The organism is Zhengella sp. (assembly GCF_041397485.1).
In the GTDB taxonomy this organism is placed as follows: Bacteria; Pseudomonadota; Alphaproteobacteria; order Rhizobiales; family Rhizobiaceae; genus Zhengella.
In genome coordinates this window covers 258,617-273,720 of sequence record NZ_JAWKWO010000001.1, presented here as the reverse complement: position 1 = coordinate 273,720, position 15,104 = coordinate 258,617, and the positions used below count along the sequence as shown (strand labels likewise).

Below are 15,104 nucleotides of genomic sequence, written 5' to 3'. Positions count from 1 at the left end.
CGGCGGCTTCAGGCCGAGGCAAGGCCCGCGCCGCCAATGGCCAGAAGCAGCACGACGGCCCAGGGCGGCGCCTTCCAGGCAGCAAGCAGGACGAAGCCTGCAAGCGCCAGCGCGAAATCGCCCGGAGAGAGGATGGCGCTCGTCCAGACCGGATCGTGCAGCGCCGCCGCCAGGATGCCGACCACGGCGGCATTGGCGCCGCGCATCGCGGCTTGCGCGGCAGGCATGGCGCGAAACCGGTCCCAGAAGGGCAACATGCCGAGAAGCAGCAGGAAGCCCGGCAGAAAGATGGCCGCCAGCGCGATGGCCGCACCCGCCACACCGGACGGGTCAGGGCCCGTGACCGCGCCAAGATAGGCGGCGAAGGTGAACAAGGGGCCGGGCACGGCCTGCGCCGCGCCATAGCCGGCCAGAAAGGTGCTCTCCGACACCCATCCCGGCGCCACGACCTCCGCCTCCAGCAAGGGCAGGACGACATGCCCGCCACCGAACACCAGCGCGCCCGCGCGGTAGAAAGCATCGAACAGTGCCAGGCCCTGCCAGCCGCTTGCCGCGCTTGCCAGCGGCAGGCAGGCCAGCAGCACCAGAAAGAGCGTAAGGCACATGAAGCCCGTGCCACGGGGCAGGCGGAATGCCAGCCGCGGCGCCGGGCCCGTGCAGTCCGTTCGGCACAGCACGAGCCCTGCGATGCCGCCAAGGGCGATGGCCGTCATCTGGCCGGCCGCGCTGCCGCTGAAAACCACGATCAGTACCGCGGCCAGGGCAATGCTGGCCCGCTCGCGGTCCGGCGTGAGACTGCGCGCCATGCCCCAGACGGCCTGCGCGACCACGGCGACGGCAACCAGCTTCAAGCCATGCAGCAAGCCGCCGCCGACGGGCCCGCCGAAGGCGGTGGCACCCATGGCAAAGACGACGAGAAGAACCGCCGAGGGCAGGGTGAATGCCGTGAAGGCGGCGAGCGCTCCGGCCAGGCCACCGCGCAACAGGCCGAGTGCGAAGCCAACCTGGCTGGAGGCAGGGCCGGGCAGGAACTGGCACAGCGCGACGAGATCGGCATAACCGGCCTCGTCGATCCACCTGCGCCGGATCACCAGCTCGTCCCGGAAATAGCCCAGATGGGCAATCGGCCCGCCAAACGATGTCAGCCCGAGTTTCAGGAAGGCCAGGAAAACCTCGCCAGCCGACCCCGCCTTCGCTGTCCTGTCCGCTGCTTTTTCCCACTTCATGGTTCTGCTATGTGCCGTTTCCCGCGCCTCCGGGTCCGGATGGCCGGTTGCGATGTCACGCGTGTGAAGAAGCCTGTGACCCTGTCACGCAATTCACATCCATGAACTTCGCGCATTTGCCTGCTGGCCCTTCGCAAAGGCGCCGGGCTTCCTTCACTATTGCCCCTGAAGCCGGGCGGCAATCGGGAGGATGTCATGAGCGCACTGTTTTCACCGCTGCAACTGGGACCGCTGGAACTGGAGAACCGGATCGTGGTCTCGCCCATGTGCCAGTACAGCGCCGTCGACGGGATGGCGCAACCCTGGCACCTGATCCACATCGGCAATCTCATGATGTCGGGTGCCGGTCTCGTCATCCTGGAAGCCACCGCGGTGGAAGCGCGCGGGCGCATCACCCACGGCTGCCTCGGCCTGTATTCCGATGAGCAGGAGGCGGCGCTGACAGCCATCGTTCGCGAGGTGCGGAACCTGTCGCGCGCCAGGATCGGGATCCAGCTTGGCCATGCCGGGCGGCGCGGCTCAGCCCGCTCCATCAGGGATCGCTGGAAAGGTGAATCCCTGCCGCCGGAAGAAGGGGCATGGCAGACCTGTTCGCCATCCGCGCTTGCCTACAACGAAAATTGGGCCGTGCCCGCGGAACTGACGGTGGACGGCATCGCAGCCATCGTGGACGCCTTCGCCGATGCGGCGCGGCGGGCCGTGCGTGCCGGGTTCGATCTCATCGAGGTGCATGCCGCGCATGGATACCTGCTGCACTGCTTCCTGTCGCCGCTCACCAACCGCCGCACGGATGCCTATGGCGGCAGCCTCGCGAACCGGATGCGTTTTCCGCTGGAGGTGGTCCGCGCCGTCCGGGACGCGGCTGACGGAAAGGTCGCGCTTGGCGTGCGTGTCAACAGCACCGACTGGCATCCCGATGGCGCGACGCCGGATGATGCGCTCGCCTTTGCCCGGGCACTGGAGGCCGAAGGCGTGGACTATGCCGTCATGTCGGCGGGCAATCTGGTGCCCGATGCGGTCATCCCGCCGGCAGCACCGGGTCATCAGGTGCCCTTCGCCGCCCGCGTGAAGGCCGAGACCGGATTGCAGGCCATGGCCGTGGGCTTCATTGTCGATGCGCGACAGGCCGAGGAGATCGTGGCATCCGGGCAGGCCGATTGCGTGGCGCTCGCCCGCGCCATGCTGGATGATCCGCGCTGGGGCTGGCATGCGGCCGCCGAACTGGGCGCCGATCTCGACTACCCGCCGCAATATCTGCGCGCGCGTCCCAACAACTGGACCGGTTACACGCTGGCGCATCCGACAAGCCGGCCTGCCGGCAGCAGCAGCCAGGCAGACCGGCCCAGCGCTTCCGCCTGGGATCGTCCGCGCCTGGGCGCGAAATAGGGCATTTCCAGACGTGCTGAACACGTGCCGCCGGCCCGCCACAAGCGGATGCCGGCGGCCCGACCCGCCGCTCAGGCGGCGGCGGCCAGAACCGCCGCTCAGGCGGCGGCGGATTGCTTTTCGCGGTCGAAGACGAAGTCGGCATAGCCGTCCTGCTTCGCCTTCAGGCAATGGTCGCGATACTTGTTGAAACCGCCGACGAACATGGTCAGGCCCTGTGGCTTGCCCTTGACGTTGGCGCCGACCCACCAGGTGTTTGCCTTGCGGATCAGCGAATGCTCGGCAAGCTGGGCGACCAGTTTCATCCAGGCATCTTCCGCCTGCTGCGTCGGCTCGACCGACTTCACGCCCGCGCGGTCCATATGCGTGATCATGTCCGCGATCCAGTCCACGTCATGCTCGGCAATGGTGATCAGGTTGGCCAGCGCCGCCGGGCCGTTGGGACCGCTCACGGCAAACAGGTTCGGGAAACCGTTGAGCATCATGCCGTAAAGCGATGTCGGGCCATCCTTCCACTTGTCCTTCAGCGAAATGCCGTCGCGCCCCGTGACGTCGAAGGCCAGCAGCGCGCCTGTCAGCGCGTCATAGCCGGTGGCGAAGATCAGCATGTCGAGTTCGGTCTCGCCGGATTGGGTGCGAATGCCCTTTTCGGTGATCTCGACGATCGGATCGTTCTTGCAGTCGACCAGGTGGACGTTCTCGCGGTTGTAGGTCTCGTAATAGGACGTGTCGAGGCAGGGCCGGCGCGCGAAGATGGGATAGCCGCGCGGCTTGAGCGCCTCCGCGGTCTTCGCGTCCTTGACGATCTCGCCGATCTTCTCGCGCACGAAGTCGGCCACCTCGTCATTGGCATCCTGGTTCAGCATCAGGTCGGAGAAGATGCCGAGGAACGTATGGCCGCCATTGATCCAGGCCTGCTCCATGAGCTGGCGGCGCTGCGTCGGCGGCAGGCTGAAGAAGGGCCGCGTGGAAATCGGCCGCGCGCCGCCGGTCGGGTTGTTGCGGCAGGCTTCGCGGATGGCCGGGTAGTGGTGCTTCATCTCGGCCACGTAGTCGGCATCGAGGTCATGGTTGCGCATCGGCAGGGTGAAGCTGGGCGTGCGCTGGAAGACGAACAGTTCACCCGCCTGCGGTCCGATTTCCTGGATGATCTGGATGCCGGTCGACCCGGTGCCGATCACGCCGACGCGCTTGCCGGCATAGCTCACCGGCGTGTGCGGCCATTTCTGGGCCCGCAGCAACTCGCCCTTGAACCTTTCAATGCCGGGAATGTCGGGATCCTTGGGGATCGACAGCGGACCTGTCGCCATCACGCAATAGGGCGCTTCCAGCACTTCGCCCGCATCGGTCGTGGCACGCCAGACGTTCTGCTCCTCGTCCCAGCGCGCGCTCGTCACCCGCGTGTTGAACTTGAAGTCCTTGCGCAGGTCGAGCCGGTCGGCGACGAAATTGGCATAGGCCAGGATTTCCGGCTGCGCGGCGAACTGTTCCGACCACGTCCATTCCTGCTGGATCTCGTCGGAGAACCCGTAGCTGTAGTCGATGCTCATCAGGTCGCAGCGCGCGCCCGGATAGCGGTTCCAGTACCAGACCCCGCCCACGTCGTCGCCAGCCTCGATGCCGACGGTTTTCAGGCCCATGCCGCGGAACTTGTAGAGCGCGTACATGCCGCCGAAACCGGCTCCGACGACGAGAACGTCGACACGCGTGGCTTGGCCCTCGGCCGGTGTGGCCGTCTGGTTGGTGCTCATGGCTTTCCTCCCGGTTCAGCAGAAGCGCTGTCTTTGGATCAAGTAAATGCGCCGGACGGATGTCGTTCAAGCGCCGTCAGCCCACTGAAGGGCAGTTTTACATTTGTGAATTGGCAGACCTTGCGAAGCCCCGGCGCGCGACGGGAAAAACCGGCGCGCATCCTGCGCCGGTTCATTCCTGCCGGGTCCGGGCCGGTGTTCAGGCCGCCTTTTCCAGCCCGCCGCAAAGGCCGCGCAGCGTGCCGCAATAGTTGATGAGCGGCATGCGGTCCTCCAGTGCCTGGCTGGCCGAGATCACCTGGCCGATCAGCACCGTATGCGAACCTGCGCGCTCGCGGATCGCAGGACGGCAGACGAGGCTCTGCAAGGCGTCGGCCAGGGTCGGCACGGCAGCCGTTTCCTGCCATGCGCCATGGGTGAAACGCTGGGCCCCGGTCAAGCCGTTCATGCCGGCGAAGGTGCGCGCAATGCCGTCCTGTTCCGCGCCCAGGATGTTCACCGAGAAGCGCTCCGCATTGACGATCGCGTCGTGGCTGGCCGAAGCCTTGTTGATGCAGACAAGGATCATCGGCGGCTCGGCCGATACCGAGGAGAAGGCCGAGACGGTCATGCCGCGCCGCTCTTCGCCCGTGCCCGCCGCCACGACACAGACGCCGGAGGCGAACTTGCGCATGGCATCGCGGAAGGCGGCATTCGAGACCGATTCCGCATGGTCGCGGAATTCGATATGCGCGCGGATGGCCCCGCCTTCGCCGATCCAGCCGCGGGACCGGGCAAACTCGCTCATCCGGGCAAAGCCCGTTTCCCAGTCGGCCGGCAGGTCCACCGGCAGAAGGGCGCGCAGGCAATCGGGCCGCACCCAGGCATGGCCGTCGCAGGAAAGCCTGCCGATGCCGCGCAGCGCGGCACCGGGCATATTGCGGAAAGCCTCGTCCATGAGGATGGAGAAGTGCTGGAAGTCGCAAGCGTCTTCGAGGCGCGGCGGACCGGATTCGGCGATGACGATCCGCATGGTTCAGGCCGTCGCGTATTGCTTCGCGCTGCTGCCGGCATCGCTGCCCAGCGCCTTGCGGATGGCCGGAATGATCTTGTCGCCCCAGACTTCGATCTGCTTGAGCATCGTGGTCTGGTCGCAGTCGCCAAGCTGCGTCTGGAGCGCGATATGGCGCGGCTTCAGGATCTCGATCTCTTCCAGCATGCGGTCGATCACCTGGTTGACGCTGCCTACCGGCAGGTTGGCGCGCATTTCGTCCAGTGTCATTTCCTGTTGCAGCGGCACTTCCTGCATCAGGTAGCCGTCATCGGTTTCCTGGCGCCGGTCGCGCAGGCTTTCGGAAAGGCGGCGGGCAAAGCGGGCGCTGTCGAGATAGGCGTCGATGTCGGCCTTGTTCTCGCTGGCGAAACCGCAGCGCAGGAAGCCGAACTTGGTGTCGTCGATATTCGTGCCGGCGGCTTCCGCGGCTTCTTCCATCCTGGAACGCAGGACGCGGATGGCGTCGAGGCCGCCGAGAAGCGCCGTGATGAACAGGTTGTAGCCCTCGCGCATGGCGCGCGCGCGCACCAGCGGATTTCCGGTTGTCACCCAGATCGGCGGCATCGGATCCTGCACGCATTGCACGTTCAGCGATGTCTGCGGGATCTTCAGGTACCGGCCTTCATATTCGAAGGACTTCTGCGTGAGCGCCATCGGGATGACGTCCATGTATTCCTGGAACATCTTGCCGGCTTCCGAGAGATCGGTGTTGAACCGCTCGAATTCGAACTGCTGGTAGCCCGATCCGATGCCCAGTTGCAGACGTCCGTTCGACAGGGTGTCGACAAGCGCGACCTCTGCCAGGAAGCGCGGCGCCTGGTAGAGCGGAAGCACGCAGACGGCGGGTCCAAGGCGGATGCGCGAGGTCTTCGCGGCCGCATGGGCGCACAGCATCAGCGGCGAGGGCGATAGCGAATAATTGTTGAAATGGTGCTCGGCATACCAGGCGGCGTCGAAGCCGGCCTGTTCGGCGGCAACCGTCTGCTCGATCGAGGCGCGGATGACATCGTGGGACGACTGCGCGTAGCTGCGCTGCTGGGCCAAAAGGAATACGCCGAATTCCATCTTCTTCCTCCCGTAAAAAGACTGACTGACCGGATGGTAAGTCCGATCATTTGTGATAACAATAAGCGCATTCCGGGCATCAGCTTTTCAGAAACTGCAAAGGTGAGGGATGGACAAGCTCAGGGCAATGGCGTTGCTGGTGGCGACGGCGGAGACAGGAAGCTTCTCGCAAACGGGCCGCCGCTTCGGCCTGTCGCCGGCCAGCGTGTCGCGCCAGATCGCGGAACTGGAGGAGCGGCTCGGCGTCACGCTGGTTCACCGCTCCACGCGCAACCTCGTCCTTTCGGAGGCGGGGCAGCTCTACGCCCGTCAGGCGGAAATGATCCTGGCCTCCGTCGATGCCGCCGATGCCGGCATGAGCGCCATGCAGCAGGTGCCCACAGGGGTGCTCCGGGTCCACTCGCGCACCATGTTCGGCGTGGCGGTGCTGGCACCCTTGCAGGTGGACTTTGCCCGCCAGTATCCCGATGTGACGGTGGAATTGCACCTCTCGGAAAAGCCCGTGCGCCTGCGCGAGGACGGCTATGATCTGGATTTCCGCATTGCCGCGCCGCAGGAGGCGGGGCTGATGCGCAAGCGCCTGTTCCTCAGCCAGCGCATCATCGTGGCCTCGCCGGATTATCTCGCCAGCGCGCCACCGGTGGACGTGCCGGAGGATATCCGCCGGCACAATTGCCTCGTCTACTGGATCAACGGCGATCCGGTGACGTGGCGCTTCCTGGAGGGGCGGGCGGTGGAGGAAGTGCAGGTGCCTGCCAATTTCGCTTCCAACAATGGCCAGGTGCTGCTGGAGGCGGCGAAGGCCGGACAGGGGCTGGCTCTCCTGGATGACTATACGGTGGCCGATGACCTAGCCGCCGGCAGGCTGCGCCGGGTCCTGCCGGAATACCGCATCACCAACACCACGTTCGAGGAGGGGATCTATGCCACCTATCTCGAAGGGATGCAGGTTCCGCTGAAGCTCCGGCTCTATCTCGACTTTATCTCGGACAGTTGGGCAAGACGGGTCCGCGCGCTTCCTTGACCGACCGGTCAGCCAGACGGTATAGACCGGTCAGGAAAGGCGATTGCCGAAGAGGGGACATGACATGGCGGACGCTGTGCAGCCATTGGGCGAGGAATATCCGGGCGAGGAGGGGCAGAGCGACCGGGTCCGCGACATCCTGCGCACAGGCGCACGCATCTTTGCGCAGAAGGGCTTCGAGAGAACCTCGATGCGCGACATTTCCGAAGCCTGCGGCATCTCCAAGGCGCTGCTCTACCATCACTTCGAGAGCAAGGACAATCTCTACGCGCTGATTGCCCACAACTCCGCCCAGCACCTCTATGAATTCGTCTACCAGCGCGTTCCCGAAGAGGGGACCGCCGGCGACAAGATCAGGGCCTTCATGGTGGCCATGGCCACCTTTTTCGACGAATACCGCTGGGCCTGGGTGGCTTCGAGCGCGGCGTTCTGGAGCGACCCGGACCGCAGCCGCATGGAGACGCGAATCCGGCAGCGCAAGCAACTGGAAGGCCGCCTGCGCGACCTGATCCGCGAAGGTGTGGAAAGCGGCGAGTTCAACGATGTCGATCCGGCCATGACCGGGCGCCTGATCCTCTCGGGCATCAACTGGATGCACCGCTGGTACAATCCGGAAGGGCCCATGCGCCCCGCCGAGATCGTGTCCGCCTACTTCGACACGATCTACAACGGACTGGCGCGCCGCTGAGGCGTCCGGTTCACGCCGGTGGCCGGCGACATCCCTCATTTCACGTCTGTGAATCGGCCCCGCCGGACGGTGCGGGCGTTTGTAACCGGCCGGTCAGCCCAATAACATCGCCCGTCAGACGAGCGGACGGTCAGCGTCCGGATAACAGGACTGGAGTGAGGGCAGATGAACATTTCAACCGGTGCCGGACAGGCCGCGACAGAAGCAAAGCCGGCCCATGCCGCGACGGCGGCCGCCAATGCGGCCATGGCTCGCGCGCTTCCCTTCTCCGACCGGCAGGATTTCGAGGATGCGCGGCGCGGCCTGATCGCCCCGGCTCCGCGCCAGGTTGCCAATGCGCAGGGCCGAATCGTCTGGGACACCGCTGCCTTTTCCTTTGTGGAGGAAATGGCGCACGCGCCGGACACGGTCAATCCCAGCCTCTGGCGCCAGACGCAACTGAACATGATCGCCGGCCTGTTTGAAGTGACCGGACGCATCTACCAGGTCCGCGGCCTCGACATTTCCAACATGACCATTATCGAAGGCGAAACCGGCCTGATCATCATTGATCCGGTGACATCGGTGGAGACAGCGCGCGCCTGCCTCGATCTCTATTTCGCCAACCGGCCAGAGCGCCCGGTCGTCGCGGTCATATATAGCCATAGCCATCCCGACCACTATGGCGGTGTGAAGGGTGTCATATCGGCTGCCGATGTCGCCGCCGGCAAGGTGGCCGTCATTGCGCCGGAAGGCTTCATGGAGGCCATCGAGGGCGAGAATGTGCTGAGCGGCACCGCGACCTACCGCCGGGCGCAGTTCCAGTTCGGAACCCTGCTGCAAACCGGTCCGCGCGGCTGCGTCGACACCGGTCTTGGAAAGGCGGTCACCCGTGGCGCCCGCTCGCTGATCGCCCCCACGCAACTCATCTCCGGCAAGACGGAGACCCATGTCATCGATGGTGTCGAGATCGAGTTCTACATGGCGCCCGATTCCGAGGCGCCGGCGGAAATGCACATGTACTTCCCCCAGTTCAACGTGCTCAACATGGCGGAGAACGTCACCCACAACCTGCACAATTTCTGCCCCATCCGCGGCGCCATCGTGCGCGATCCGCTGCTGTGGTCGAAATATATCGGCGATGCCATCGCCCTTTACGGCAGCCGGGTGGATGTGCTGATCGCCCAGCACCATTGGCCGACCTGGGGCCGCGATCGCGTGCTGGAGCTGCTGTCCATCCATCGCGACCTCTACAAGTTCATCCACGACCAGACGCTGCGCGGCATCAACAACGGCCTGAAGCCGGCCGAAATCGCCGAGGCGCTGGAACTTCCGGCCGAATTGCGCTCGCAATGGTCCTGCCGCGACTATTACGGCACCGTGAACCACAATGTGAAGGCGGTCTACCAGCGTTACCTGAGCTGGTATGACGGCAATCCGGCCAACCTGCACGCGCTTCCCGCCGTCGAATCGGCGCGAAAGACGATCGACTACATGGGCGGCGCGGAGGCGGTTCTGGCGCGTGCGGCGGCCGATTTCGAGGCTGGCGCGTTCCGCTGGGTCGCCGAGATCCTAGGCAAGCTGGTCTTCGCCGAACCCGCAAACAGCCAGGCCCGCCACCTGCTCGCCGACACGTTCGAGCAATTGGGCTACCAGGCCGAATCGGCGACCTGGCGCAATGCCTATCTCTATGGCGCGCAGGAATTGCGCCACGGCGTGATGGAAATGACCATTTCGCGCACCCTCGGGCCGGACCTGATGCAGGCCATGACCGTCTCGACCATGCTCGACTATCTCGGCGTACGCCTCGTCCCCGAACGGGTGGCGGGCTTGGCTTTTGCGATCAACCTGAACATTTCCGACCGGGGAGAAACCCTTGCCCTGACGCTGTCGCGGGGGTGCCTGACGCATCTGCCGGACCAGGCCGATCCGGCTGCCGTGGCCACGCTGACCCTGACCCACGAAGCGATCGCGAATATCGCTGTCGGCGTCAGCACGCTCGCCGATGAAGCGGTGGAAGTCGACGGCGACCGGGCGAAGGTGGAGGCGCTTTTTGCCGCCCTGGACGACTTCAACCCCATGTTTGACGTGGTGACGCCGCAACAGGCGACTTGAGTCCGCCACACCGCCCGGTAAACTTGCAGCTTCGCAAGGCGTGCGGGAGGGATGCATTGACGGGCGATGAGACAGGACCGGGGAAGCCCGGTGACGAGACCAGCGAGCGCGCCCGCGCGCTGCTGGACATCGGGGCGAGAATATTTGCCGAGAAGGGCTACGAAGCCACCTCGATGCGTGACATCTCGAACGCGGCCGGCGTTTCCAAGGCGCTGCTTTATCATCATTTTTCCGGCAAGGAAGACATCTACGCGCGCATCTCGTTCGCCGCGACGCAGGACCTTTATGCATTCGTCGATTCGCGCATCCCGGAGCATGGCACCGCTGCGCAAAAGGTCCGCGCCTACATGGTTGCCGCCGCCACCTTCTTTGAAGAACACCGTTCGGCCTGGATCGCCGCCAGCAATGCCTTCTGGTCCGATCCGGACCGCCACCGGCTGGAAACCCGTCTGGCACGCCGGCGCCAGTTCGAGCAGCGCCTGCGTGACCTGATCGGCGAGGGCGTGGCCTCAGGGGAGTTCAATCCGGTCGATCCGGCCCTGGCAGGGCGGCTGATCCTGTCCGGAATCAACTGGATGCAGCGCTGGTACGATCCGGGAAAGGGGCTGCCGGCCAGCCAGATCGTGAACCAGTATGCCGATATCCTGCTGGGCGGATTGCGCAAGCGCCAGGACGTTGCCGCGCCGGAGCGGGCATGAAAAAAGCCCCGCGCAAGGCGGGGCTTTCGGACCTGTCGGATGGTGAGGGGGTCAGTCCAGCGAGATGTTGTTCTTCTCGATGACGCCGCCCCAGAAATCGACATCCCAGTCGAGCTGGGCCTGCATGGCATCGGCGCCGCCGACATGTGGCGTCATGCCGACATTGATCATCTTGTCCTGCAACGCCTGGACGCTCATCGCCTTCTGGAGCGCGGCGCTGACGCGCTCCTTCTCCGCCTCGGGCGTGCCGGCCGGCGCAACGAGGCCGAACCAGAAGGACGAGACGAGCTGCGGATAGCCAAGCTCGGTCACCGAAGGCAGGTCCGGGAACTTGCCCATACGCTCCTCCGTGGAGATCGCGAGGATCTTGAGGTCGCCCGATGCCACGTGCTTGACCAGCGAGATCGGTGTCGAGAAGTTCAGTTCCACCTGGCCGCCGATCTGGTCGACGATCATTTCCGGATTGGCCTTGTAGGCGACGGGGACAAGTTCGGTCTCCAGCACATCCTGCAACACCATGCCGAACAGGTGCGTCACGCTGCCGGGTCCAAGCATGGCGTAGCGCAGCGGCTTGCCGGATTCCTTCGCCCAGGTCTTCAGCTCATCCATGCTGTTGACGCCCATGGCGGAGGGAACCGTGACGGTGAGCGGGCCGCTGAACATGGTGCCGACCGGCTCGAATGAATCCATGCTGAAAGGCAGGTTGCTGCGCAGCAGCACGTTCAGCGAAAGCGGGCCGGTGGCGCCGACGAGGTAGGTCAGGCCGTCCGGCTTGGCCGCGGCCACATAGGCAGCGCCGATGATGCCGTTGGAGCCCGGCTTGTTTTCCACCACGACCGGCTGGCCGAGTTCCTCTGTCATGGTCTCTGCCATCTGGCGCACGAGACCGTCGACGAGGCCGCCGCCGCCATAGGGCACGATCAGGTGAATGGTGTCATCGGCGGCCGCCGACGACAGCGGCGCAAGGGCGACGCTGGCGGCAAGGCCAAGCGCGGCAAGGACATTTCTGCGGCTGAAAAGGCTCATGAACGATCTTCCTCCCTGGTTCATAACACGGGCTGGAATGCCCGTCAGTCTCGATCAGGTTAGGGGTGACCGGGCGGTCAGTCAAGGGCCGTCGAAATCAATCTTGGCGGTTGCCAAGCGCATTCCAAGTCGCTAACGTCGGGTGGTGACTGACCGACCGGTCAGCGTCGATCGCAGGAGGAGGACCGATGTTCGATTGCAAGAATGTGCGTGTGGAACTGGACGGGATGGTGGCGCTTGTCACGCTTGACCGGCCGCCGGTCAATGCGCTCGACCGCGCCACGCGCTACGAGCTGATTTCGGTCTTTGACGAGATTTCCCAGCGCGACGATGTCCGTTGTGCGGTACTGACCGGCGCGGGCAAGACCTTCTGTGCCGGCGCCGATCTCAAGGACCGCCCGAAGCAGGACGATCCGGGCGATTTCCTGGCGCACAACCGCGCCATCCGCGAAACGGGCAATTCCATCCGCGAATGCGACAAGCCGGTCATCGCTGCCGTCAACGGGGTGGCGCTGGGCGCGGGGCTCGGGCTGATGGCCGCTTGCGACATCTACTATGCCTCGGAAGAGGCGCTGTTCGGCATGCCCGAGATCAATGTCGGCCTGGCCGGCGGCGCGGCCATGGTTCATTCCCTGTTCGGGCGTTCGACGGCGCGTCGCATGTTCTTTACCGGTGTGCGCCTGACTGCCGCCGAACTGAAGGAACGCGCGATCATCGAGGCGGTGACCTCCGCCAGCGACCTGGTTCCCACCGCCATGGCCGTTGCGCAGGAAATTGCGCAGAAGGCGCCGCTTGCGATGAAATACGCCAAGCAGACCTCTAACATGGTCGAGGACATGCCCCAGCGCGACGCCTATCGCATGGAGCAGAATTTCACCATGGCGCTGTCGAAGACGGAGGATGCCCTTGAAGCGCGCATGGCGTTCCTCGAAAAGCGTCCGCCCGTTTTCAAGGGGCGCTGATATGGATGGCATCCTTGCTGGCCGGCAAGGGCTGGATGCGCTGTTCAGGCCGCGCTCCATTGCCGTTGTCGGCGCCTCGTCCGATCCGACCAAGACCGGTGGCCGCCCGGTCCACCTGTTGAGGAAGCACGGTTTTGCCGGCGCCATCCTGCCGGTCAATCCGAAGGCGGACACGATCCAGGGCCTGCCGGCCTTCGCCTCCGTCGATGCCTTGGCGGAAACGCCGGACCTCGTCCTGGTCGCCGTGCCTGGCGCAGGCGCGGTGGCGGCGCTCGAGGCCGCGGCCGCGCGCGGCGTTGGCGCTGCCGTCGTGCTGAGCGCAGGTTTCGCCGAAAGCGGTGCCGATGGCGCCGCCTTGCAGGACAGGGTGACCGCGCTGGCGCGGGAAACCGGCATGCGCATTGTCGGGCCGAATTGTCTCGGCACGGTCAGCGTGCGCAACCGCGCCATCGGCACGTTCTCGGTCGCGCTGGAAAATGAAATGCCGGCTGAGGGCGGTGTCTCCATCGTTTCGCAGAGCGGCAATGTCGGCAGCGCGGCACTGCGTCAATTGGGCGACAGCGGTGCCGGCGTGGCGCGTTTCATCGCCACCGGAAACGAGGCCGACATTCAGGCCAGCGATGCCATCGAATGGCTGGCCACCGACGACGAGACCGGGGTGATCCTGTGCTGTCTTGAGACCTGCCGCGACGGGCCGCGCCTCGTCCGCGCGCTGGAAAAGGCACGGGAAGCGGCAAAGCCGGTCGTCATTCTCAAGATCGGAACCTCCGAGGTCGGCCAGAAGGCCGCCCTGTCGCACACGGGCGGGCTTGCCGGCAGCGACCGGGTTTTCGATGCGGTTTTCGCCCGCAGCGGCGCCATCCGGGTCCGTTCCCTGGAAGAGCTCGTCCAGATTGGCGCGGCCATCGAGGCCATCGGCCCGCGCCGGATCGCGGGCGCGCCGTCGGTGGCGCTGATCGCCGCATCCGGCGGTTTCGGCGTCATGATGGCCGATGCGGCTTCGGCCAACGGCATCGCTGTCAATCCGCTCGGAGAGGCCGCACAGGCGCGCATCAAGGCCGCCATCCCGCTGGCATCGGCCATGAATCCCATCGATGCCACGGCACAAATGTCGGCCAATCCCGACATCATGGAGCAATTGCTTCAGGCAACGGTTGAGGATGATGCCAACAATGTCATCTGCCTCATGCTGGCGCTGGGGATGGAAATTCCGCGCATGCGCGATGTTTTCACCGCCGCCTTTGCCAAGGTGCTGGCGCAGCACCCGGAGACGCTGCTGGTTGCCTGCATTCCGGGCCCGGCAGACGCCATCGCGCAGTTGCGGGCCATGGGCATTGCCTGCTTCCCCGGCATCGATGCCGCCATGGCGGGGATCGCGGCCATCGGCCGGTTGCCGGCAGCCGGAGATGACGTGGATGCCACGCCAGGCGAAGCCATCGCGCCAGAACGCCTCGATCCGTCGGTTTTCCGCAACGAGGCCACGGCAAAGGCCGTGCTTGGCGCAGCCGGCGTGCCCTTCGTGAACGATGTGACGGTTCGCACGGCCGAAGAGGCCGGCGCTGCCGCCGCCCGGCTTGCCGTGCCCGTGGCGATGAAGATCCTGTCGCCCGACATCCAGCACAAGAGCGATATCGGCGGCGTGGAATTGAACGTCACGGGGGATGAGGCCGCGCGCGCCGCCTTCGGCCGCATCATGGCGGCGGCGGCAGAACACGCTCCCGGTGCGGCCGTCGATGGTGTTCTGGTCTCGCCCATGACCTCCGGCGGCGTCGAACTCATCCTTGGCACGACCACCGATCCGTCCTTTGGGCCGGCCATCATGGTGGGACTGGGCGGCGTCTTCGCCGAAATCTTCCAGGACACGGCGCTGCGCATGGCGCCTGTTACCGCCGCCGAGGCCCACGCCATGCTGCGTGAACTCAAGGCGTTTCCGCTGCTTGACGGTGCGCGCGGCCGGCCGCGCGCCGACACCGGGGCGCTGTGCGAGGCAATTGCCGCGCTTTCGCGCTTCGCCGTGCGCCACGCGCCCGATGTGGCGGAAATCGACATCAATCCCTTGCTGGTGCGCCCGGAGGGGCAGGGGGCCGTCGCGCTCGATGCCCTGCTCGTTCCCGGACAAACCCAAGATCGTGAGGCTGAGAAGACATGACA

At 65.4% G+C, this 15,104-nt stretch carries 12 protein-coding genes; 7 read left to right on the top strand and 5 right to left on the bottom strand.

Translation table 11 applies throughout. The features are described from left to right. Positions 1-8 precede the first annotated feature (8 nt). Complete coding sequence (gene chrA, locus R3D65_RS01175) at positions 9-1,226, bottom strand: chromate efflux transporter (protein WP_371273398.1); 1,218 nt, start codon at positions 1,224-1,226, stop codon at positions 9-11. A 195-nt stretch (positions 1,227-1,421) separates the two neighbouring features. Between chrA and R3D65_RS01170 the strand changes: the two genes are divergently transcribed. Then, positions 1,422-2,612, top strand: a complete 1,191-nt coding sequence (locus R3D65_RS01170) for an NADH:flavin oxidoreductase/NADH oxidase (RefSeq protein ID WP_371273397.1) — start codon at positions 1,422-1,424, stop codon at positions 2,610-2,612. 98 nt (positions 2,613-2,710) lie between these two features. Here R3D65_RS01170 and R3D65_RS01165 read toward each other — a convergent pair whose 3' ends face one another. The 3 genes from R3D65_RS01165 to R3D65_RS01155 all read right to left on the bottom strand — a co-directional run bounded on the left by R3D65_RS01165 (position 2,711) and on the right by R3D65_RS01155 (position 6,461). Further along, on the bottom strand, positions 2,711-4,363 hold the full coding sequence (locus R3D65_RS01165) for a flavin-containing monooxygenase (protein ID WP_371273396.1): 1,653 nt from the start codon (positions 4,361-4,363) through the stop codon (positions 2,711-2,713). A gap of 199 nt (positions 4,364-4,562) precedes the next feature. Continuing rightward, on the bottom strand, positions 4,563-5,375 hold the full coding sequence (locus R3D65_RS01160; RefSeq protein ID WP_371273395.1) for a flavin reductase family protein: 813 nt from the start codon (positions 5,373-5,375) through the stop codon (positions 4,563-4,565). 3 nt (positions 5,376-5,378) lie between these two features. Beyond that, a complete protein-coding gene (locus tag R3D65_RS01155) occupies positions 5,379-6,461 on the bottom strand; it encodes an LLM class flavin-dependent oxidoreductase (protein ID WP_371273394.1) in 1,083 nt (360 codons plus the stop codon). Positions 6,462-6,570: 109 nt separating this feature from the next. Here R3D65_RS01155 and R3D65_RS01150 point away from each other — a divergent pair, with 109 nt between their 5' ends. The 4 genes from R3D65_RS01150 to R3D65_RS01135 all read left to right on the top strand — a co-directional run bounded on the left by R3D65_RS01150 (position 6,571) and on the right by R3D65_RS01135 (position 10,965). After that, a complete protein-coding gene (locus R3D65_RS01150; protein WP_371273393.1) occupies positions 6,571-7,485 on the top strand; it encodes a LysR family transcriptional regulator in 915 nt (304 codons plus the stop codon). 64 nt (positions 7,486-7,549) lie between these two features. Next, complete coding sequence (locus R3D65_RS01145; protein WP_371273392.1) at positions 7,550-8,173, top strand: TetR/AcrR family transcriptional regulator; 624 nt, start codon at positions 7,550-7,552, stop codon at positions 8,171-8,173. A 165-nt stretch (positions 8,174-8,338) separates the two neighbouring features. Continuing rightward, on the top strand, positions 8,339-10,267 hold the full coding sequence (locus R3D65_RS01140) for an alkyl/aryl-sulfatase (protein WP_371273391.1): 1,929 nt from the start codon (positions 8,339-8,341) through the stop codon (positions 10,265-10,267). A 56-nt stretch (positions 10,268-10,323) separates the two neighbouring features. Then, positions 10,324-10,965 (top strand): TetR/AcrR family transcriptional regulator, encoded by a 642-nt coding sequence (locus tag R3D65_RS01135; RefSeq protein WP_371273390.1) that lies wholly within the window; start codon positions 10,324-10,326, stop codon positions 10,963-10,965. A gap of 51 nt (positions 10,966-11,016) precedes the next feature. On the opposite strand, the gene R3D65_RS01130 is transcribed toward R3D65_RS01135, so the two are convergent. Then, the gene (locus R3D65_RS01130) at positions 11,017-11,991 is read right to left on the bottom strand and encodes a Bug family tripartite tricarboxylate transporter substrate binding protein (protein WP_371273389.1); all 975 of its coding nucleotides are present in this window, start codon (positions 11,989-11,991) and stop codon (positions 11,017-11,019) included. A gap of 188 nt (positions 11,992-12,179) precedes the next feature. Here R3D65_RS01130 and R3D65_RS01125 point away from each other — a divergent pair, with 188 nt between their 5' ends. Further along, a complete protein-coding gene (locus R3D65_RS01125; RefSeq protein ID WP_371273388.1) occupies positions 12,180-12,953 on the top strand; it encodes an enoyl-CoA hydratase/isomerase family protein in 774 nt (257 codons plus the stop codon). Between the two features lies 1 nt (position 12,954). Beyond that, the gene (locus R3D65_RS01120; RefSeq protein ID WP_371273387.1) at positions 12,955-15,102 is read left to right on the top strand and encodes an acetate--CoA ligase family protein; all 2,148 of its coding nucleotides are present in this window, start codon (positions 12,955-12,957) and stop codon (positions 15,100-15,102) included. Positions 15,103-15,104 lie beyond the last annotated feature (2 nt).